General features: G+C 70.8%; 16 protein-coding genes. 2 read left to right on the top strand and 14 right to left on the bottom strand.

Features of this window, described 5'->3' with window-relative positions:
* Nucleotides 1-21: 21 nt before the first annotated feature.
* Both KF708C_RS09170 and KF708C_RS09165 read right to left on the bottom strand, forming a co-directional pair.
* Nucleotides 22-1,629 (bottom strand): amino acid ABC transporter permease/ATP-binding protein, encoded by a 1,608-nt coding sequence (locus KF708C_RS09170; RefSeq protein ID WP_231586409.1) that lies wholly within the window; start codon nucleotides 1,627-1,629, stop codon nucleotides 22-24.
* 102 nt (nucleotides 1,630-1,731) lie between these two features.
* Entirely contained in the window at nucleotides 1,732-2,571 is an 840-nt protein-coding gene (locus KF708C_RS09165; protein ID WP_231401548.1) for a transporter substrate-binding domain-containing protein, read from the bottom strand.
* A 644-nt stretch (nucleotides 2,572-3,215) separates the two neighbouring features.
* Between KF708C_RS09165 and hpxZ the strand changes: the two genes are divergently transcribed.
* Nucleotides 3,216-3,593 (top strand): oxalurate catabolism protein HpxZ, encoded by a 378-nt coding sequence (gene hpxZ / locus KF708C_RS09160; RefSeq protein ID WP_029043207.1) that lies wholly within the window; start codon nucleotides 3,216-3,218, stop codon nucleotides 3,591-3,593.
* A 33-nt stretch (nucleotides 3,594-3,626) separates the two neighbouring features.
* Here the strand turns inward: hpxZ and KF708C_RS09155 are convergent, their stop codons facing one another.
* The 8 genes from KF708C_RS09155 to KF708C_RS09120 all read right to left on the bottom strand — a co-directional run bounded on the left by KF708C_RS09155 (nucleotide 3,627) and on the right by KF708C_RS09120 (nucleotide 11,586).
* Nucleotides 3,627-4,010: a hypothetical protein gene (locus tag KF708C_RS09155; protein WP_059411547.1), complete on the bottom strand. Its 384-nt coding sequence runs from the start codon at nucleotides 4,008-4,010 to the stop codon at nucleotides 3,627-3,629.
* Nucleotides 4,007-4,864 carry a fumarylacetoacetate hydrolase family protein gene (locus KF708C_RS09150; RefSeq protein WP_059411546.1) on the bottom strand — a complete coding sequence of 286 codons (858 nt, stop codon included), beginning with the start codon at nucleotides 4,862-4,864 and terminating at the stop codon, nucleotides 4,007-4,009. Before KF708C_RS09150 ends, KF708C_RS09155 begins: the two co-directional genes overlap by 4 nt.
* Nucleotides 4,852-6,258, bottom strand: coding sequence for an MmgE/PrpD family protein (locus KF708C_RS09145; RefSeq protein WP_155887939.1), 1,407 nt, complete (start codon nucleotides 6,256-6,258; stop codon nucleotides 4,852-4,854). The genes KF708C_RS09150 and KF708C_RS09145 overlap by 13 nt, the downstream gene beginning before the upstream one ends.
* Nucleotides 6,259-6,272: 14 nt before the next feature.
* Nucleotides 6,273-7,271, bottom strand: coding sequence for a tripartite tricarboxylate transporter substrate binding protein (locus KF708C_RS09140; protein ID WP_059411545.1), 999 nt, complete (start codon nucleotides 7,269-7,271; stop codon nucleotides 6,273-6,275).
* Nucleotides 7,272-7,477: 206 nt separating this feature from the next.
* Nucleotides 7,478-8,251, bottom strand: coding sequence for an IclR family transcriptional regulator (locus tag KF708C_RS09135; RefSeq protein WP_020201120.1), 774 nt, complete (start codon nucleotides 8,249-8,251; stop codon nucleotides 7,478-7,480).
* 77 nt (nucleotides 8,252-8,328) lie between these two features.
* Nucleotides 8,329-9,522, bottom strand: coding sequence for an acyl-CoA dehydrogenase family protein (locus tag KF708C_RS09130; RefSeq protein WP_059411544.1), 1,194 nt, complete (start codon nucleotides 9,520-9,522; stop codon nucleotides 8,329-8,331).
* 79 nt (nucleotides 9,523-9,601) lie between these two features.
* On the bottom strand, nucleotides 9,602-10,405 hold the full coding sequence (locus KF708C_RS09125) for an enoyl-CoA hydratase/isomerase family protein (protein ID WP_020201118.1): 804 nt from the start codon (nucleotides 10,403-10,405) through the stop codon (nucleotides 9,602-9,604).
* Nucleotides 10,402-11,586, bottom strand: coding sequence for a CaiB/BaiF CoA transferase family protein (locus tag KF708C_RS09120; RefSeq protein WP_020201117.1), 1,185 nt, complete (start codon nucleotides 11,584-11,586; stop codon nucleotides 10,402-10,404). Before KF708C_RS09120 ends, KF708C_RS09125 begins: the two co-directional genes overlap by 4 nt.
* Nucleotides 11,587-11,906: 320 nt before the next feature.
* On the opposite strand from KF708C_RS09120, the gene KF708C_RS09115 reads away from it, so the two are divergent.
* A complete protein-coding gene (locus KF708C_RS09115; protein ID WP_059411543.1) occupies nucleotides 11,907-12,923 on the top strand; it encodes a hydroxymethylglutaryl-CoA lyase in 1,017 nt (338 codons plus the stop codon).
* Nucleotides 12,924-12,933: 10 nt separating this feature from the next.
* Here KF708C_RS09115 and KF708C_RS09110 read toward each other — a convergent pair whose 3' ends face one another.
* From KF708C_RS09110 to KF708C_RS09095, 4 genes are all read right to left on the bottom strand, one after another.
* A complete protein-coding gene (locus tag KF708C_RS09110; protein WP_059411542.1) occupies nucleotides 12,934-13,707 on the bottom strand; it encodes a fumarylacetoacetate hydrolase family protein in 774 nt (257 codons plus the stop codon).
* A 97-nt stretch (nucleotides 13,708-13,804) separates the two neighbouring features.
* Nucleotides 13,805-15,934 carry an acetate--CoA ligase family protein gene (locus KF708C_RS09105; RefSeq protein ID WP_059411541.1) on the bottom strand — a complete coding sequence of 710 codons (2,130 nt, stop codon included), beginning with the start codon at nucleotides 15,932-15,934 and terminating at the stop codon, nucleotides 13,805-13,807.
* 132 nt (nucleotides 15,935-16,066) lie between these two features.
* The gene (frc, locus tag KF708C_RS09100; protein WP_020201113.1) at nucleotides 16,067-17,296 is read right to left on the bottom strand and encodes a formyl-CoA transferase; all 1,230 of its coding nucleotides are present in this window, start codon (nucleotides 17,294-17,296) and stop codon (nucleotides 16,067-16,069) included.
* Nucleotides 17,297-17,317: 21 nt separating this feature from the next.
* On the bottom strand, nucleotides 17,318-19,072 hold the full coding sequence (locus KF708C_RS09095; protein WP_059411540.1) for a thiamine pyrophosphate-binding protein: 1,755 nt from the start codon (nucleotides 19,070-19,072) through the stop codon (nucleotides 17,318-17,320).
* Between the last annotated feature and the right edge of the window lie 534 nt (nucleotides 19,073-19,606).

Genomic DNA, 19,606 nt, shown 5'->3' with positions numbered 1-19,606 from the left:
GGCGGGAGCGGAGCGGCGGGCTCATGCCGCGCGCTCGGCGGCGACCGGCGCGGCGACCGGGACGACCGGCGCGAGCGGCGCGATCGACGCCACGGCGCCCGCGTCGCCGCACGGCGCGTCGCCCAGGCCGATGAAGCGGCGCACGCGCCCGGCGCCGGGCTGCTGCCGGATCTCCGCGGGGGAGGCGAACAGCTGCACCGTGCCGCCCTCCATGAAGGCGATGCGGTCCGAGATCGACATGGCGAAGTCCATCTCGTGCGTGACGATGACCATCGTCATGCCCTCGCGCGCCAGCTTGCCGATCACCGCCAGCACGTCGCCGACCAGCTCGGGGTCGAGCGCCGAGGTCGGCTCGTCGAACAGCATGATGGCCGGCTCCATCGCCAGCGCCCGCGCGATCGCCACGCGCTGCTGCTGACCGCCGGAGAGCTGGTGCGGATACTTGTGGGCGTGCGCCAGCAGGCCGACCTTGTCGAGCAGCGCCAGCGCGCGCGCGGCGGTCAGCGCGCGGCCGCCGCGCCCGTGGTAGTTCGGCGCCAGCGTGACGTTCTCGAGAATGGTGCGGTGGGGAAACAGGTTGAAGCCCTGGAACACCATGCCGATGTCCTTCACGCCCCGGCGCACGCGCGGGATGTCGGCGCGGTCGGTGGCCGTGATGAAGGTGTTGCCGAACAGGATGATCTCGCCGCCGTCGATGCGCTCCAGCGCGTTGATGGTGCGGATCAGCGAGGTCTTGCCCGAGCCCGACGGGCCGATGATCGAGACCACCTCGCCGGCGCGCACGTCGAGATCGATGCCCTTGAGCACGTGGTGCTCGCCGTAGCGCTTGTGCAGGCCCTTGAGGGCCAGGGCCGGCGGCGCGCCCTTGCCGGACGCGGGCGCGGCCGCCGCCGCGGGCGCCGGCAGCGTGCCGCGCAGCGCCGCCACCTGCTCCGCGCTCATCGTGGCGGGCTTGCGGCCGGCGGTGTTCATGCGGTGCTCCACGTACTTCATGGCCCAGCCGAACACCGTGACGATCAGCACGTAGTAGATCGCGCAGGCCAGCAGCGTCTCCATCACGAGGAAGTTCTGCGCGTAGAGCCGCTCGCCCACCAGCAGCAGCTCGCTCAGCGAGATCACCGAGGCCAGCGAGGTCAGCTTCACGCAGGACACGAACTGGTTGCCCAGCGTCGGCAGCGCGATGCGCAGCGCCTGCGACAGGATGACCAGGCGCTGCGTGCCGACCGGGCGGATGCCCAGCGCGGCGGCGGCCTCGTACTGCCCCTTGGCCACCGACAGCAGCGCGCCGCGGTGGATCTCCGCCATGTAGGCGGTCTCGGTCAGCGCCAGCGCGATCAGCGCCGAGATGAACGGATTCGACAGCACGCCGCCGGTGGCCGGCAGCAACTGCGGCATGTTGTAGACGAACACGATCAGCACCAGCAGCGGCAGGCTGCGGAACAGCCAGATGTAGAGCGCCGCCGGCACGCGCAGCATGCGCGCGCCCGACATCCGCGCGCACGCCAGCGGGAAGCCCAGCACCACCGCGAACAGCCATGCCAGCCCGCTGAGCTCGACCACGGTCAGGCTGGCCTTCCAGAATGCCGGCATCGCGAACAACGTCAGCATGTATCCAAGATCAAAATGCATGGGGTCTCTCCAGGGAGTGCCGCGCGCGGCGGCGGGCCGCCGGCGCGGCTGCTGCAGCGACAGCAGCGGCGGGACGGTGCCGGGCGGGCATCGCGCGGTCCGTCAGGACGCCTTGTCCGCCGGCGGCAGCGCCAGCCCGTAGCGCTGCAGCAGCGCCGGGTACTCGCCGGATTTCTTGAGAGACGCCAGGGCCCGCGACACGGCCTCGAAGAGCGCCTTGTTGTCCTTGCGCACGAAGATGCCGATGGTCTGGGGATTGATCAGTTCGGTCGAGGTCACCACCACGCGGCCGGCGGACTTGTCGGCCAGCGCCTTGGCGGTGGCCGCCACCTGCATGCCGGCCTGCACGTTGTTCGACAGCAGCGCCTGGAACACATGCGAGGTCGAAGCGAACTCGCTGATCTGGATCTCGGCCTTGCCGTTGGGCTTGCAGTAGCTGTCGGAGACCGCGTGCAGCTGCCCCACCCAGGCCGTGCCCTGCACGATGCCCAGGTGCATGCCGCACAGGTCCTGCATGGTGCGCGGCTTGAGGCCGGTCGCGGCGGCCACCATGATGGCCGAGCCGGTCTGGGCGTAGGGAATCGCCGCGGCCTGCGCGCTGCGCTCGGGCGTCACGTACATGGCCGACATGATGATGTCGTAGCGGCTGGCGTTCAGGCCCAGGATGAGCTGCGACAGCGGCGTGTCGGCGAAGCTGGCCTCGGCGCCGAGCTGCTTGGCCAGCGCGCGCGCCAGTTCGGCGTCGGCGCCGACGATCTTGTCGCCCTCGTAGTATTCGAATGGCGGATAAGTCGCTTGCATGCCGACCTTGAGCGTGCCCGCCGCCAGGGTCGGCGCGGCCTGCGCCCATGCGCTGCCGGCGCCCAGGCCGAACACGGCGGCCGCGGTGGCCATTGCCATCAGGAAAGCTGGGAAAGTTGCCTTGCCTTGCTTCGATTTCATGCTTGTCGCTCCGCTTTAGTAGGTTGGTGCGGGGGTGGTAATCGCGGGAATGCGTGGTGTACCGCAAATACCGTGCCGGGCATCCCCCCGCGCACCCCCTGCCGCCCGCCAACCCTTGGCCGGATTCGCGCGGCGGCTGGCCGGCGCCCCCGCGCGGCGCGCCGCCGCCGCGCGCCGCCGGCACCAAGGTGGATTGGGCGCGCCGGCGCGCGCACTGCGCCTGTGCGGATGGCGTCGTTTTGGTGAATTGAGTGGTATGCCACGTAAATGGCGAAATGGCTCCGTGCCGCCCTGCTGGCGGGTCGCCGGGCGCGTGAAAGCCGAATGAAAGGGGCGTTGGCGGGGCGTCCGGGAAGCGCCGAAAGCCGCCGAAAGTCGTCAAAGCGCGCCGGACGGCGCGGAAACACGCGCAAGGCGCCACGCAGGCCGCGCGCCGGCGGCCCGGGCGGGAACGTCCCCGCGCAAACGGCGAGCCGGCACCGCGCGCGCCGCCGCCCCGGCAGCACGGCTGGTACGGACCGTGCTGTATGCCAGCACCTTCCACAGCCGGTTTCCCGGAAATCATGCAAAAGAGACCATCGAAGAAGAACGGGCGCCGCATGGCGCCCGCGGCCCCCCGGGCGCGCGCGTCGCGGCGCGCGCCGATGCGCGTCGACGACCCCGCCGTGATGGCGGAGGTCGCCGAGGCCGTAGAAGCCTATGAGCGCGCGCTGGTCGGCAACGACCTCGGCGCGCTCGGCCAGTGGTTCTGGCACGACCCGCGCACCCTGCGCTACGGCGCCGGGGAAAACCTGGTCGGCTACGCCGAGATCGAGGCGTTCCGCGCGGCGCGCCCGGCCGCCGGGCTGGCGCGCGAGGTGCTGTCCCGCCATATCACCACCTTCGGCAGCGCGTTCGCCACCGCCAGCCAGACCTTCCGCCGCGACGGCGAGGCGCGCGTGGGGCGGCAGACCCAGACCTGGGTGCGGCAGGCGCAGGGCTGGCGCGTGGTGGCCGCGCACGTCAGCTGGATGGACCGCTAGAGGCGCTCCGCCGCCGGCCGCGCCGGCGGCAATTCAGCGCGGCGGGCGCCGCCGCCGGATCCGGCCGACGCGGCGCATGGCCGCCCAGAACAGCGCGTTGAGCGCGGACGAGCCGCGCGCCACGCGCATGCATTCCTGCTCGCAGGCGGCGTCGAGCAGCACGCCGAACTCGGCCGCGCAGGCAAAGCACACCACCTTCTGGCGCGCGTTGGTGTTGGCGATCCAGGTTTCCAGCACGCGCGACAGCGCCGCGCCGTGGTCGCCGTGGTCGCCGTGGTCGCCGTGGTCGCCGTGGTCGCCATGACCGCCGCCGCCATGCCCGGCACGCGCGGCGCGCCACGCCTGCGCGCCGGACGCCCGCACCTCGCGCCGCAGCGCGGCCAGCTCCGCGGCCAGCGAATCCCGCGGCCCGCTCACGCTTCCTGGCGCACCGGGTTGGACAGCGTGCCGATGCCACCGACCTCGACCTCGACCACGTCGCCCGCGCGCATGAAGCGCGGCGGCTGGCGCTTGAAGCCGACGCCGCCGGGCGTGCCGGTGACGATCACGTCGCCGGGCAGCAGCGCGGTGAAGCTCGACACATAGGCGATGATCTCCGGGATCGCGAAGATCAGCATGCTGGTGTCCGCCTGCTGCAGCACCTCGCCGTTGATGCGCGTCTCCAGCGTCAGCACGTCGCCTTCGCGGATCTCGTCGGTATCGGCCAGCCACGGGCCGAACGCGCCGGTGTCGGGGAAGTTCTTGCCCGGCGCCCACTGCGTGGTGTGGGCCTGCCAGTCGCGCAGCGAGCCATCGTTGTAGCAGGAGAAGCCGAGGATGTGCGAGAACGCCTGCCCGGGCGCGATGCGCCGCCCGCCGCGCCCGATCACGATGGCGATCTCGCCTTCGTAGTCGAAGCGCTCGCTTTCGCGCGGGATCACCAGCGGCTGGCCGTGCCCGGTCTGCGAGCCGGCCAGGCGCAGGAAGATGGTCGGGAACGCGGTCTCGGCGCGGCCCGCCTCGACGCGGTGCTCGTGGTAGTTGAGGCCGACGCAGAAGATCTGGCGCGGATCGGCCACCACCGGGCGGTAGGCGCCGATGCCGTCGGCGCCGGCCAGCGGGAAGTCGGCGGCGTGGCGCGCGGCGAGGTCGCGCAGCGCGTCGGCGCCGTGCACGCGCAGCGCCTCGCCGAAGTCGAGGCCGCCGAGGCGGGCGGAAAGGTCGATGACGCCGTCGCCGGCGAGCGCGCCGAAGCCCGCGGCCGCGCCGCGGGTGAAGCTCAGGAACCGCATGGATGCTCCGTTGATGTGTGGTGGTGGGTGCCGGGGCCGGCAAGTCCGCTCAGGACCTGCAGGCCGTTGGCGGATTGCCGCTCTAGCGACAGCAACTGGTCGAACAAGGCCTCCCCGCCCTCCCCGGCTCCGCCCGCCTGCAGGCAGTCGAGGAATTTCTCGCGCAGCATGGCCGGCGGCAGCGGGCGCCGCGCGTGGCCGAGCGCGTGGTGGACCGGCTCGCTGGCGTGCACGGCGCCGTCGCGCATGCGCACCACCACCTGGTCGGCGAAGGCGGCGCCGGGCGTGTCGGGGTCGTAGGCGCTGGCGAACGACACGTGCACGCGCCCGAACAGCGCCTGCACGGGCGCGCTGCGCACGAAATCGTCGTCGAGCTGCGCCATGCCGACCTTGCCCGCCACCAGCGCCGAGGCCACGGCGAACTCGATGCTGAACTTCGCCGCCAGCGCGTCGGCGGGACGGTGGTTGCGCAGCACGGTGGCGTGCTCGCGGCTCATGGTCACGTCGACGCTCGCCACCTCGGCTGGGTCTAGCGGCGCGCGCGCGAGCAGGGCCAGCAGCGCGTCGATGGCGCGGTGGGTGTAGTAGCAGGTCGGGTATTTCTTGAGGTTGAGGCCGCGCGCCTCGATGCGCCATTGCCGTCCGAGCGTGTCGGCCGGGCTTTCTCGGTCGACGTCGCCGGCCGGGGAAATCGCCGCCAGGAAACCCTGCGGATGCTCCAGCGCGTCGGGCGAGGCGGTGAAGCCGGCCGCGGCCAGCCGCGCCGACAGCACGCCGGCCTGCGCCGCGCGCCCGGCATGGAACGGCTTGGCCATCGAGCCGAAGTTGGACATCAGCCCCGCGCTCTGCGACGCGGCCAGCCCCAGCGCGTGGCTGGCCTGGCGCGCGTCCAGCCCCATCAGGCACGCGCACGCGGCGGCCGCGCCGACCGCGCCGAACACGCCGGTCGGGTGCCAGCCCTTCATGTGGTGGATGCCGGATTCGCGGTCGACCAGTTCGCCCCAGGCTTCGAAACCGGCCACGTAGGCGTCCAGCATGGCCCGGCCCGAGGCGTCGCGCTGCTGCGCCAGCGCCACGATGGCCGGCACCAGCACCGCGCTCGGGTGGCCGCGCAGCGATACGTCGTCGAAGTCCAGCGCGTGGGCGGCCATGCCGTTGAGCAGCGCGGCCTCGGCGGCGCCGGTGCGCGTGGCGCCGAACCACAGCCGCGCGGGCCCGTCCGGCAGCGGCGCGAGCGCGCCGAACGCGGTGCGCACCGCGTCCTCGCCGCGGCCCGCGATCATGGTGGCGATGCTGTCGATGAAGCCGGTCTTGGCCACCGCGTGCGCGGTGGCCGGCGCGCCGCGCGCGGCCACGCCGGCGACGAATTCGCCGAGTTCGAGCGTCAATGCCATGATGGCTCCCCGCCTCAGTCGAGCTTGACGTCGGCCTTCTTCACCACGGCCGCCCACTTCGCGCTCTCGCTGCGGATCATGGCGCCGAACGCCTCGGGCGTCTTGGGGTCGATCTCCACGCCCTGCGTGCCGAACTTCTCCTTCAGGTCCGGCGACTGCAGCGCGGTGTTGACCGCCGCGTTGAGCTGTTTGACGATGTCGCGCGGCGTGCCGGCCGGCGCCACGATGCCGTTCCAGCCGATCGCCTCGAAGCCGGTCACGCCGGACTCGGCGATGGTCGGCACGTCGGGCAGCGCCTGGATGCGCTTGGCGGTCGTCACCGCGATCGGGCGCACCTTCTCGGCGCGCAGCAGCTGCAGCGCGGGCTCGATGCTGCTGAAGGCCAGGTTGACCTGCCCGGCCATGAGGTCGGTCAGCGCCGGCGAGCTGCCCTTGTAGGGCACGTGCAGCATCGCGGTGTTGGTCATCTGCTCGAACAGCTCGCCGGCCAGGTGCGCGGGGCTGCCGGCGCCGTAGGAGGCGAACGTCACGGCGCCGGGCTTGGCCTTGGCCGCGGCGATCATGTCGCGCACGTTGCGCACCGGATAGGCGTTGTTGGCCAGCACGATCAGCGGCACGCGCGCCACGAACGCCACCGGCGTGAAGTTCTTCTCGGTCGAGTAGTTCAGCTTGTAGAGGCTGGGGTTGATGGCGAACGAGCTGGCCACGTAGAGCAGCGTGTAGCCGTCGGCCGGCTGGCGCGCCACGATCTCGGTGGCCAGCGAGGTGTTGGCGCCGGGGCGGTTGTCGATGATGATGGTCTGGCCCAGGTTCTCGCCCACCTTGGCGGCGACCAGGCGCGCCAGCGAGTCCGCGCCGCCGCCCGGCGGATAGGGCACCACCAGCCGGATCGGCTGGCGCGGATAGCCTCCGCCCTGCGCGCTGGCCGCGCCCGGCAGCGCGAGCAGCGCCACGCCGATGGCGAGGCCGGCCCGCAGGAGGCCAAGGGCCCGGTTCAGGTGCATGCGTTTCATGAGATGTCTCCTTCCATTAATGCCGCTTCTTCAGCTTCCGACGACACGGCCCTTGCAAGCGGCAAGACAAAGGGGTGGCCGGCGCGGGCATCGCTGTCCGCACGGCGGGATCGGGAAAACCGGCCGGAGGCCGGGGAAAATCGGGTATCGCTCGGGTATCGCTCGGGTATGGCCCGGATATCGCTCGGGTGCCGCCCCGCTATCGCTCAGTTGCCGAACAGGAAGCGGCGGATCGCGTCGTGCATCGCCGCCAGCGTCGGCCCGCGCAGCGCCTCCAGCTTGCTGGTGGGCAGCACCACGCTGATGGCCAGGGGCACGTCCCAGCCCTGCGACGGAATCAGCATCGCCACCGCGGAATTGCCGCGCAGCACGCCGTCCACGCTCTCGGCGAAACCGGTGCGCCGGCTGGTTTCCAGCTCGGCCCACAGCGCCTCGAAATCGACAGGTTCCTCATAATCGGTCTCCACCGCGTTGATATGGCGCACCAGCCGCTGCACCTCGTCGCGCGTCTTGGGAATCAGCAGCGTCTTGCCCACCGCCGAGCGGCACAGCGGCCGCAGCTGGCCCGGCAGCAGGTCCAGGTTGACCGGGCGCCCGGCCTCGGTGCGCACGTACTGCACCTGCAGGCCGTTCTGCATGCCCAGCCGCACGATGCGCCCGGTGGCCGCGGCCACCGCCTCGACCATGCGCCCGAGGTTCTCGCCATGCCGGAAATGGTGCTGCATCCACATGCCGAGGAACATCACGCGCGCGGTCGGGAAATAGGTCCGGTCGGCCCGCTGGTGCGTCAGGTAGCCGCGCTGCGCGAGCTGGTTGAGCAGCACCGAGGTGCTCGACTGCGGATAGCCGAGCCGCGCCGCCACGGTGCCCACGGTCAGCGGGCGCTGCTCGATCGAGAACAGCTCCAGCACCTCGAGCGAGCGGCTGAACGATCCGGTGCCGTCCGGTTTTTTCTTGTCCTGGTTCCCAGGCGCTGCCATGTCTGTGTCCCCGTTCCTGGCTTGGTTTTGCTCTTGCGGCTCCCGCGCCGGCCGCCGGCCGGCGCGGCGTCGCCGTGTCAATACGACCGCGGCAGCCCGAGCACGTGCTGGGCGACGTTGGCCAGGATCAGGTTGGTCGAGACCGGCGCGATCCGCGCCAGGCGCGCCTCGCGCCACTTGCGCTCGATGTTGTACTCGCGCGCGAAGCCGAAGCCGCCGTGGGTCTGCATGCACGCCTCGGCGGCGTTCCACAGCGCTTCCGCGGCGAGGTAGCGCGCCATGTTGGCCTCCGAGCCGCACGGCAGCCCGGCCTCGAACAGCGCGGTGGCGCGGCGGATCATCAGGTCGGCCGCCTCGGACTGGATGTGCGCCTGCGCGATCGGGAACTGGATCCCCTGGTTGGCGCCGATCGGGCGGTTGAACACCTTGCGCTCGCTGGCGTAGGCGGTGGCGGTGCGCACGAACCAGCGCGTGGAGCCGAGCGCCTCGGCGGCGGTGATCATGCGCTCCGCGTTCATGCCGTCGAGGATGTAGCGGAAGCCCTTGCCTTCCTCGCCGACCAGGCTGTCGGCCGGGATCTCCAGGTCCTGGAAGAACACCTCGGTGGCGTGGTGGTTGACCATCGTCGGGATCGGGCGGATGTCGAGGCCCTTGCCGAGCGAGGTGCGGATGTCGATCAGGAACGTGGAGATGCCGTCCACCTTGTTCTTGACCTCGCTGGCCGGCGTGGTGCGCGCCAGCACCAGCATCAGGTCCGAGTGCAGAGCGCGCGAGGTCCACACCTTCTGGCCGTTGAGCACGTAGCCGTTGGCCGTGCGCGTGGCGCGCGTCTTGAGCTGCGTGGTGTCGGAGCCGGTGGTCGGCTCGGTCACGCCGAAGGCCTGCAGGCGCAGCTTGCCGGCGGCGATCTGCGGCAGGTACTTGCGCTTCTGCTCGGCGCTGCCGTGGCGCAGGATGGTGCCCATGATGTACATCTGCGCGTGGCCGGCCGCGGCGTGGCAGCCGGCGGCGCAGATCTCTTCCATGATGACCGCGGCCGCGCGCAGCGGCATGCCGGTGCCGCCGTATTCCTCGGGGATCAGCGCGGCCAGGAAGCCGGCTTCCGTGAGCGCGTCGATGAACGCGGTCGGGTACGCCTCGGCGTCGTCGATCTCGCGCCAGTAGGTGTCGGGGAAATCGGCGCACACGCGGCGCACGGCTTCGCGGATTTCCTTGTAGTCCTCGCCAAGCTCCAGCGTGACGGCATCGTGATTCGGCTGTACGTCTTGCATCGTGTTGTCTCTCTCTGTCTCTCTGGCCAACTCTGTGTCTGTCTTGCCGCGGCCCGGCTCGCGCGCGGGCCCGCGCGGCTCAGCGCCCCGTGAACACGGGCTTGCGCTTCTCCTGGAACGCCCGCACGCCTTCGCGCCGGTCCTCGGTGCCGACCAGCCGATTGTAGGCTTCGACCTCGAACTGCAACGCGCTGCGGATGTCGAGCTGCAGGCCGGTGCGGATCGATTTCTTGGCCTGGCGGATCGACAGCGGCGCGTTCTGCGCGATGCGCGCGGCCGTCGCCAGCGCGGCGTCCAGCATGGACTGCGCATCGTCGAACAATGCGTTGACCATGCCCCACTCGCGCGCCTGCTCGGCCGAGAACGGCAGCCCGGTCAGGATGATCTCCATCGCCCTGGGCTGGCCGACCACGCGCGGCAGGTACTGCGTGCCGCCCGAACCGGGCATGATGCCGAGCGTGACCTCGGTCAGCGCGAAGCGCGCCGAGCGCACGGCGTAGGCGAAGTCGCAGGCCAGCACGGTCTCGCAGCCGCCCGCGTAGGCCGGGCCGTTGACCGCCGCGATGACCGGCACCGGGCATTCGATCAGGCCGCGCCGGCTGGCTTCGAAGATGGCGTGCTGCTGCTGCCACTGCTCGTTGCTCATGCCGTTGCGTTCCTTGAGGTCGCCGCCGGCGCTGAAGGTGCGGCCGGCGCCGGTCAGGATGACGCAATGCACGCCGCTGCCGGGCGCGGCCACGCGCGCCCACATGTCGCGCATCTCGCGCCCCATCTGGGTGTTGGTGGCGTTGCTCGCCTGCGGGCGGTTCAGCGTGACCACCAGCGTGCCGTTCTCGGTCAGCGTGGTCTCGATGGTTTCGTAGGATTCGTGGGTTCCGGTCATGCGCGATCCTCGCGGTCCTTGTCTTTGTCTTGGTCGCCGGCGGGCGCGTCCAGCACCTCGCCGGTATGGGCGCCGAGCCGCGGCGCGGCGCTGCGGTAGGCGCTGCGCTTGCCGTCGAAGCGCAGCGGCAGGCCGACCGTGGGCATGGAGCCCGCCGGGCCTTCCTGGATCATGCCGAGCGCCTGCGTCTGCGGGTCGTCGACGATCTGCTCGATGGTCTGCACCGGCGCGTTCGGCACGCCGTGGGCGTCCAGCAGCGCGCCGAGGCTGGCGTTGGTGTGCGTGATCGCGCGCGCCTCGAGCGCGGGGATCAGCGCATCCTTGTTCTGCACGCGGCCGCGGTTGGTGCGGAAGCGTTCGTCCTCGGCCAGCGCGGGCAGGTCCAGCGCGCCGACCAGCTTGGCGAACAGCTTGTCGTTGCCGGCGCCGATCACCAGCCAGCCGTCCTGGGTGCGGAACGCCTGGTAAGGCACGATGCCGGCGGCGCCCGAACCCTGCGGCAGCTGCGGGCCGCCTTTCATCAGCGCGCGCGTGACCGGCACCGTGGTCCAGGCCAGCGCGGTTTCGAACAGCGAGGTCTCGACCAGGCCGCCGAGGCCGGTGCGCTCGCGCTCGAGCAGCGCGGACAGCATGCCGACCGCGCCCCACAGGCCCGCGCCCATGTCGATGATCGACACGCCGACGCGGATCGGCGGGCGCTCGGCGCTCTCGCCGGTGATGCTCATCATGCCGCCGTAGGCCTGCATCAGCGGATCGTAGCCGGGCTTGTGCGACATCGGGCCGCCGCTGCCGAACGCGCCGATCTCGCAATAGACCAGCGCGGGATTCTCTTCCAGCAGCGACGCCGGGCCCACGCCGAACTGGTCGGCCACGCCGGCGCGCAGGTTGCAGATCACGCCGTCCGCCTCTTCCAGGATCAGGCGCCGCAGCGCCTGGCGCTGCGTCTCGTCGGCCAGGTCGATGGCGGCGCTGCGCTTGTTGCGGTTCATGGCGACGAAGTGCGGGCCGGCCTCGTCGAAGAACGGCGGCCCCCAGCCGCGCGCATGGTCGCCGGAGCCGGGGTTCTCCACCTTGATGACGGTGGCGCCGAGGTTGGCGAGGATAAGCCCCGTATAAGGCGCGGCTACGCTGTGGCCGATCTCGACGATCGTGTAGCCGGATAAGGGTTGGTTAGTTGGCATCGTGTTTCGTTTCCGGGGGGCCATGCCGCGCATCGGGCATGGCAGAACAGGTACGGAGGCCAGAATAGCCAGCGCGAAGGGGCGTCGCAAGCATCCGGCGCCCTGCACGGTGCGATATCACGTAGCTGATATTTACGCCCGCGCGGCGGCGGGCAGCGCACATATCAGCGGGCGGATATCGGCGCCGCGCGGCGCGGCGCGCATTGCCAGCGCGCGCGCGGATGCCTAGCATGCAGGCATCGCGCGCTCGCTGTGTGCATTGCCTCCGTCCGCATTGCCCTCGCCGCGCCGCCCTTCCCACATGTTCACCGAAGCCCCGCATGACGACCGCCCCGACCTACCCCCGTTCCGTCCACATCATCGAAGTCGGCCCGCGCGACGGCCTGCAGATCGAGCCGAAGGTGCTCACCGTCGCCGAGAAGATCGAGCTCATCGGGGCGCTTGCCGCCGCCGGCCTGCGCGAGATCGAGGTCGGCTCGTTCGTCAAGCCGGACGCGGTGCCGCAGATGGCGAACTCGCCCGAGGTGATCGCCGCGCTGCCCGAGATTGCCGGCATGACGTGGCGCGCGCTGTGGCTGAACACGCGCGGCCTGGAGCTGGCCCGCGCCAGCCGGCGCATCGCGATGGAAGGCCGCCTGACGATCACCGCCAGCGAGACCTTCATCCGCCGCAACACCAACCGCGGCATCGAGGACGCCTTCGCCGACATGCCGCGCTGGATCGAGGCCTACCGCGCGGCCGGCATGGTGCCGGACAGCCTCGGCGTGATGGCGGCGTTCGGCTGCAACTTCGAGGGCGACGTGCCGGTGGAGCACGTGATCGGGCTGATCGCGCGGACCGACCGGCTGCTGATCGAGAACGGCAGCCGCCTCGCGGCGCTGCGGCTGGCCGACACGATGGGCTGGGCCAATCCGCTGCACGTGCGGCGCCTGGTCGGCGCGGTGCGCGAGCGCTGGCCCGAGGTGGAGATCAAGCTCCACCTGCACGACACGCGCGGCGCGGCGCTGGCCAACGCGGTGGCGGCGCTGGAGATGGGCGTGCGCCAGTTCGACGCGGCCATCGGCGGCCTGGGCGGCTGCCCGTTCGCCGGTTTCGGCAGCGCCAGCGGCGGCGTGCCGCCGGCGGTGGGCAACGTCTGCACCGAGGACCTGGTGGCGCTGTGCGAGGAGATGGGCATCGAGACCGGGCTGGACCTCGACAAGCTGGTGGAGGCCGCGCAGCTGGCCGAGCGGCTGGTCGGCCACGCCCTGCCCGGCAAGGTCATGAAGGGCGGCTCGCTGGCGCGGCTGCGCCGGCGCGCGCAGTCCGCCACGGCCACCGCGGCCGCGCGGTGCTGACCAGGCGCGGCTAGCCGCGCATGTGGTTGACCAGCGCGCCGATGCCGTCGATGCCGACCTCGACCACGGCGCCGTCCTTCATCGAGCCGACGCCGAGCGAGGTGCCGCACGCGATCACGTCGCCGGGCATCAGCGTGAGGTCCTGCGAGATCAGGCTGACCTGCTGCTCGGGCGTGAAGATCAGGTCGGCGAGCGGGTAGTTCTGCCGCTCGGTGCCGTCGAGCCGCGTGACCACGCGCGCCGCGCGCCAGTCGAACCCGGTGACGATGGCCGGGCCGATGCAGCCGAAGGTATCGAAGCCCTTGGCGCGGCACCACTGCGGGAAATTCGGGTCCTCGGCGATCACCTCCGAGGCGGTCACGTCGTTGACCACGGTGTAGCCGAAGATGTGCGCGGCGGCGTCCTCGGGCGCCACGTCGCGGCAGCGCCGGCCGATCACGATGCCGAGCTCGCCCTCGTAGACGATCTTGCCGGCGTAGCCGCGCGGGCGCACGATGGCGTCGCCGGGCCCGGCCAGCGAGCTGGCCGGCTTGATCAGGAACAGCGGGTGGCGCGGCACCGGCTTTTCCAGCTTGCGCGCCAGCGCGTGGAAGTTGTTCCACAGCGCCACCACCTTGCCCGGCTCGCACGGGCTCAGCAGGCGCAGGCCCTCGCCCGGCAGCGTGGCGCCGGTCGGCTGCCCGCCCGCGTAGCCCGCGCCATCGTATGCCACCACGCGCTCGCCCTCGATGCGGCCGAAGCCGGTCTCGCCGTCGCCGGTCTGGAAGCGGATCCATGTCTGCACAGCCAACTCCCTGCGGCGGGCGCGGCTGCCCGCCGCCCGCCTTCGTGCCGCATTGTCGTCGCGGCGGCGCCGCGCGGCGCGGCGCCACCGCCCCAGGTCAGATCTTGCCCGCGCCGCGCGCCCACTTGTACTTGGCGCCCAGCACCGCGACCGGGATCTCGGTCGAGTAGGCATAGGCCGGCACGCCGTGCTCGTACAGGTACTCGGCGGCCTCCTCCACCTGCACGTCGCCGGCCAGCGAGGCCACGATGGGCTTCTCGATGCCGCGCGCGGCCATCTCCTGCTTGACCTCCACCACCAGCCGGGCGAACACCATCGGCGGCGTGATGATGGTGTGCCAGTAGCCGAGGATGATGGCGTGGATGCGCGGGTCCTCCATGCCCAGGCGCAGCGTGTTCTGGTAGGTGGAGGGCGGCTCGCCGCCGGTGATGTCGACCGGGTTGCCGGCCGCGCCGAACGGCGGGATGAACTTGCGGAAGGCCGCGTCGAGGTCGTCCGGCATGGCCATCAGCGACAGGTTGTTGTCCACGCACGCATCCGACAGCAGCACGCCCGAGCCGCCCGCGCCGGTGATGATGACCACGTTCTCGCCCTTGGGCGTGGGCAGCTTGGGAATGCCGCGCGCGAACTCCAGCAGGTCGCGCAGCGAGCGCGCGCGGATCACGCCGCACTGCCTGAACACGTCCTCGTAGATCTTGTCGTTGCCGGCCAGCGCGCCGGTGTGCGAGCTGGCCGCGCGCGCGCCCAGGCTGGTGCGCCCGGCCTTGAGCACCACCACCGGCTTTTTCTTCGAGACGCGGCGCGCGGCCTCGGCGAACGCGCGGCCGTCCTTGAGGTCCTCGCAGTGCTGGGCAATGATCTCGGTGTTGTCGTCCTGCTCGAAGAAGGTCAGCAGGTCGTCCTCGTCGATGTCGGACTTGTTGCCCAGGCCGACGATGGCGGACACGCCCATCCTGGCCGAGCGCGAGAAGCCGATGATGGCCATGCCGATGCCGCCCGACTGCGACGACAGCGCCGCCTTACCCTTGACGTCGTACGGCGTGCAGAAGGTCGCGCACAGGTTCTTGGGCGTGTAGTAGAAACCGTAGATGTTCGGCCCCATCAGGCGGATGTCGTGCTTGCGCGCGATCGCCACGATCTCTTCCTGGCCCGCCACGTTGCCGGTCTCGGCGAAGCCGGACGGGATCAGCACCGCGCCGGGGATCTGCTTGCGCCCCACTTCCTCAAGCGCGCCCGCCACCAGCTTGGCGGGAATGGCGAACACCGCCACGTCCACCGTGCCCGGCACGTCCAGCACGCTCTTGTAGGCCGTCATGCCCATGATCTCGCCGCCCTTGGGATGGATCGGGTAGATCTTGCCCTGGTAGCCGCCGTTGATGAGGTTCTTCATCACCGAGTTGCCGATCTTGCCGTCCTCGGCCGAGGCGCCGATCACGGCCACCGCGTCGGGCCGCATGATGCGGTTCATCTGCCGCACGATCTCGTCCTGCGTGGGCCGGTAGCGCTCGGGCTGCGGCGAGAAATCGACCACGATGCGCACGTCGGCGGCGATCGCGCCGTCCTTGCTGGCGAACACCGGGTTGAGGTCGAGCTCGGCGATCTCGGGGAAATCGCTGACCAGCTCCGACACGCGCCGGATCATGCCGGCCAGTGCCTCGCGGTTGGCCGGCTCGGCGCCGCGCACGCCCTTGAGCACCTCGGCCGCGGCGATGCCGTCGAGCATCGACAGCGCGTCCTCATCGCTGGCCGGCGCCATGCGGAAGGTGATGTCCTTGAGCACCTCGACCAGCACGCCGCCCAGGCCGAACGCCACCAGCTTGCCGAACGACGGGTCGGTGACGGCGCCGATGATGACCTCCTGCCCGCCGGCGATCATCTGCTGCACCTGCACACCGACGATGTCGGCCTGCGCGTCGTAGCGGCGCGCGTTCTCGATGATGGTCAGGTAGCCGCGCTCCACTTCGGCGGCGTCCTTGAGGCCGACCAGCACGCCGCCGGCCTCGGTCTTGTGCAGGATGTCCGGCGAGACGATCTTCAGCACCACCGGGTAGCCCATCTTCGCGGCCAGCTCCACCGCGCCGGTCGGCGTGCGGGCCACGCCTTCGCCCGGCACGCTGATGCCGTAGGCATCGCATACCAGCTTGCCCTCGGGGGCGGTGAGGGCATCGCGGCCCGCTGCCCTCACCGCGGCGAGGATCTTGCGCACCGCGTCTTTGTCGTGTGCCATGTCAGGTCTCCATCTGTTCTGTTGCTTGGGTTGCAGCGGGACGCACCGTCCCGCGCCCTCGCGGCGGGCGCGAGGGCGGGCGGTTTGCGGACTTGCCAGGGGAAGTGTCTGAAGCGCCGGAAACCCGGGCGCTCAGACGGCGCCGGCGGCGCGCAAGGCTTCGATCTGCGCGGGCGTGCGGCCCAGCCAGTCGAGGATTTCCTCGGTATGCTCGCCCAGCAGCGGCGAGCGCTCCACCTCCACCGGCGAGGCCGACAGCGTGATGGGGCAACCGAGCTGCACGTACTGGCCGCGCTCGGGGTGGTCGAGCTCGACCAGGTAGCCGCGCTCGTAGAGCGACTTGTCCTCGATCAGGTCTTTCATCGAGAGGATCGGCCCGCACGGCACGTCGACCTCGTTGAGGGCGTCCATCACTTCGAACTTGGTGCGCGTGCGCGTCCATTTCTCGATGATGGAGAAGCACTCGTCCAGGCACTTGAGGCGCGCCTCCGGCGTGGCGAACTGCGCGTGGGTGATGAGGTCCTCGCGCCCGCACAGGCGCATCAGCGGCTCCCAGCCCTGCGGCTGCACGATCACGTAGACGTAGTCGTTGGCGCCGCCCGGCGCGCAGCGCAAGGCCGCGCCCGGCTGGCCGCCGCCCGAGGCGTTGCCCGCGCGCGGCACGAAGTCGCCGAACGCCTTGTTGGGGTACTCGCGCATCGGCCCCGCGGCCAGGCGCTGCTGGTCGCGCAGCTTGACCCGGCACAGGTTGAGCACCGAGTCCTGCATGGCCACCTCCACGCGCTGGCCGCGTCCGCTGTGCTCGCGGTGCAGCAGCGCCGCCAGGATGCCGACCACGCAGTGCACGCCGGTGCCGGAGTCGCCGATCTGCGCGCCGGTCACGGTCGGCGCGCCTTCGGCGGTGCCGGTGGTGCTGGCCGCGCCGCCCATGCACTGCGCCACGTTCTCGTAGGCCTTGCAGTCCGCGTACGGCCCCGGGCCGAAACCCTTGATCGAGGCGTAGATCAGGCGCGGGTTGAGCGTCTGCAGGCGCTCCCAGTCGAAGCCGGCGCGGTCCAGCACGCCGGGGCCGAAGTTCTCCACCAGCACGTCGCAGCGCTGCACCAGGTCTTCCAGCAGCGCCTTGCCTTCCGGCGTCTTCATGTTGAGCGTGAGGCTGCGCTTGTTGGAGTTGAGCATGGTGAAGTACAGGCTGTCCGCGTTGGGCACGTCGCGCAGCTGGCTGCGCGTGATGTCGCCGCGCCCGGGCAACTCCACCTTGATCACGTCGGCGCCCAGCCATGCCATCAACTGGGTCGCCGACGGGCCGGCCTGCACATGCGTCATGTCCAGGATCCGCACACCGTCCAGTGCCTTGTCCATGAGTTGTCTCCTCGCGCGTGGTTATTTGTACATGGTCTGGTTCTTGGTGCCCGGCGCGTATTCGCGCGGGTCCACCCAGATATTGATCACGGCGGACTTGCCGGTGCGCTGCACCGCCTCGCGCCCGCGCCGCAGCGCGCCGGCGATGGCGCTGGCGTCGCGCACCTCCTCGCCGTAGCCGCCCAGCATCTCGGCGAACTTCGAGAACGGCACGTCCGACAGCAGGTTGCCGACGTTGCCGCGCTCCTCGCCGTACTTGGCGAGCTGGCCGTAGCGGATCTGGTTCATGGCCGAGTTGTTGCCGATCACCGCCAGGTAGGGCACGCCGAAACGGTTGGCGGTCTCCATGTCGAAGGCCGTCATGCCGAACGAGCCGTCGCCGTAGTAGCAGAGGATTTCCTTGTCCGGGTTGGCCAGCCCGGCGGCGATGGCGAAGCCCGTGCCCACGCCGAGCGAGCCGAGCGCGCCGGGGTCCATCCACTGGCCCGGGCGGCGCGGGCGCACCGCCTGCGCGGAGATGGTCACGACGTCGCCGCCGTCGCCGATGTAGACGGTGTCGTCGCCCAGGAACTCGTTCAGCTCGTAGGCCACGCGGTACGGATGGATCGGCGACTTGTCCGAGCGGAACAGCGGCATCAGCTTCTCGGTGGCGGTGGCCTCGGCCTCGGTCAGCAGGCCCATCCACTTCTGGCGCGCCTGGCGCTTGTCGTTCTTGATGCGGCCGCTGGCGGCCTGCAGCACCGCGCCGAGGATGGCGCCGGGGTCGCCCACCAGGCCGAGGTCGATCTCGCGGTTCTTGCCCACCGTGCGGTAGTCCATGTCGATCTGCACCAGCGTCAGCTCGCGGCTGATGCGCTTGCCGTAGCCCATGCGGAAGTCGAACGGCGTGCCCACGATGATCAGCACGTCGGCGTTGGCGAAGGCCTGCGAGCGGGTGCGGTCGAAGTGGTGCGGGTCGCCCGGCGGCAGCAGCCCGCGGCTGGCGCCGTTGAAATAGCCCGGGATGTCCAGGCCCTTGAGCAGCGCGATGGCTTCGCCGTGCCCGCGCGCGGTCCATACCTGCTGGCCGTAGAGGATGGCCGGGCGCTCCGAGTTGACCAGGATGTCGGCCAGGCGCTCGATGTCCTTCGGGTCGCCGATCGAGCGGGTGGAGGCGCGGTAGTGGCCGGGGCGCGGGATCACGGCGCGCGCGAGGTCGACCTCGCGGTCGAGCACGTCGCGCGGGATCTCCAGGTAGGACGGCCCGGGCGCGCCGTTGAAGCATTCGCGCACGGCCATCGAGATCATGTCGGCCACGCGCTCGGTGCTGGGGATGGTGGCGGCGAACTTGGTGATGGGCGACATCATGTCCACGTGCGGCAGGTCCTGCAGCGAGCCCATCTTGTGCTGCGACAGCGCGCCCTGCCCGCCGATATGGAGCACCGGGCTTTCGGAGCGGAACGCGGTGGCCACGCCGGTCACGGCGTTGGTGCAGCCGGGGCCGGCGGTGGTGACGACGCAGCCGAGCTTGCCGGTCTGGCGCGCGTAGCCGTCGGCCGCGTGCGCGGCGACCTGCTCGTGGCGCACGTCGATGATGCGGATGCCCTCGTCCACGCAGCCGTCGTAGATGTCGATGATGTGGCCGCCGCACAGCGTGAAGATGGTGTCGACGCCTTCGTTCTTCAGGGCCCGCGCCACCAGGTGGCCGCCGGAAATCACGCCGGCGTCGCGGGTCTTCTGCTTCAGGGTGTCTTCGGCCGTGGTGGACTCGGGCCGCGTGGATACGACTGCAGACATGTCTTGGTCTCCTCGTTGACTGGATTGCGACTGGCTGTGACACGCGCCTGCCGCCGGCGCGGTGCCGCGACACCCTTTCGCCTATCGTCTGTCGCCGCGCTGCCGCCTCTCGGCCGGCCGCGGCGTACCTCTTGCGTCCGCCCTGCGACGCGCTCGATCCTTTTCGCCGGATCTTGATGACATACGGTATGTGATATATCAATGAAGCTCAAGAGAAATCTGCCGTACAGGCGGCAGGTTTCGACGACGCGGCGCAGCATTTAAGCGGAATTGGCGGGATGATGAGCGGAATTGCTGAATCCGCGCGGACTCATTCCATTCCCGCACCAGCCCTTCCGGCCTGCTTCGAACTAGCCTCGGGCCGGTTTCGGATCGGTTCGGGCTGGCCTCGGCCGCTTCCCGTCCGGCAATGCCGCGCCTCTTTCGCCGCATTTTCGTGTGATGCATTTTCCTTGTTTCTCTTTGATATATTACATACCATATTTCACAGCGCAATCCGGCCGGCAGCCGATCCGCGGCGCCCGGCCCCGCGCC

Source organism: Cupriavidus basilensis (assembly GCF_000876015.1).
GTDB lineage: Bacteria > Pseudomonadota > Gammaproteobacteria > Burkholderiales > Burkholderiaceae > Cupriavidus > Cupriavidus basilensis_B.
Note: the sequence above shows the minus strand (reverse complement) of the source record. Positions and strands in the feature narration are given on the sequence as shown.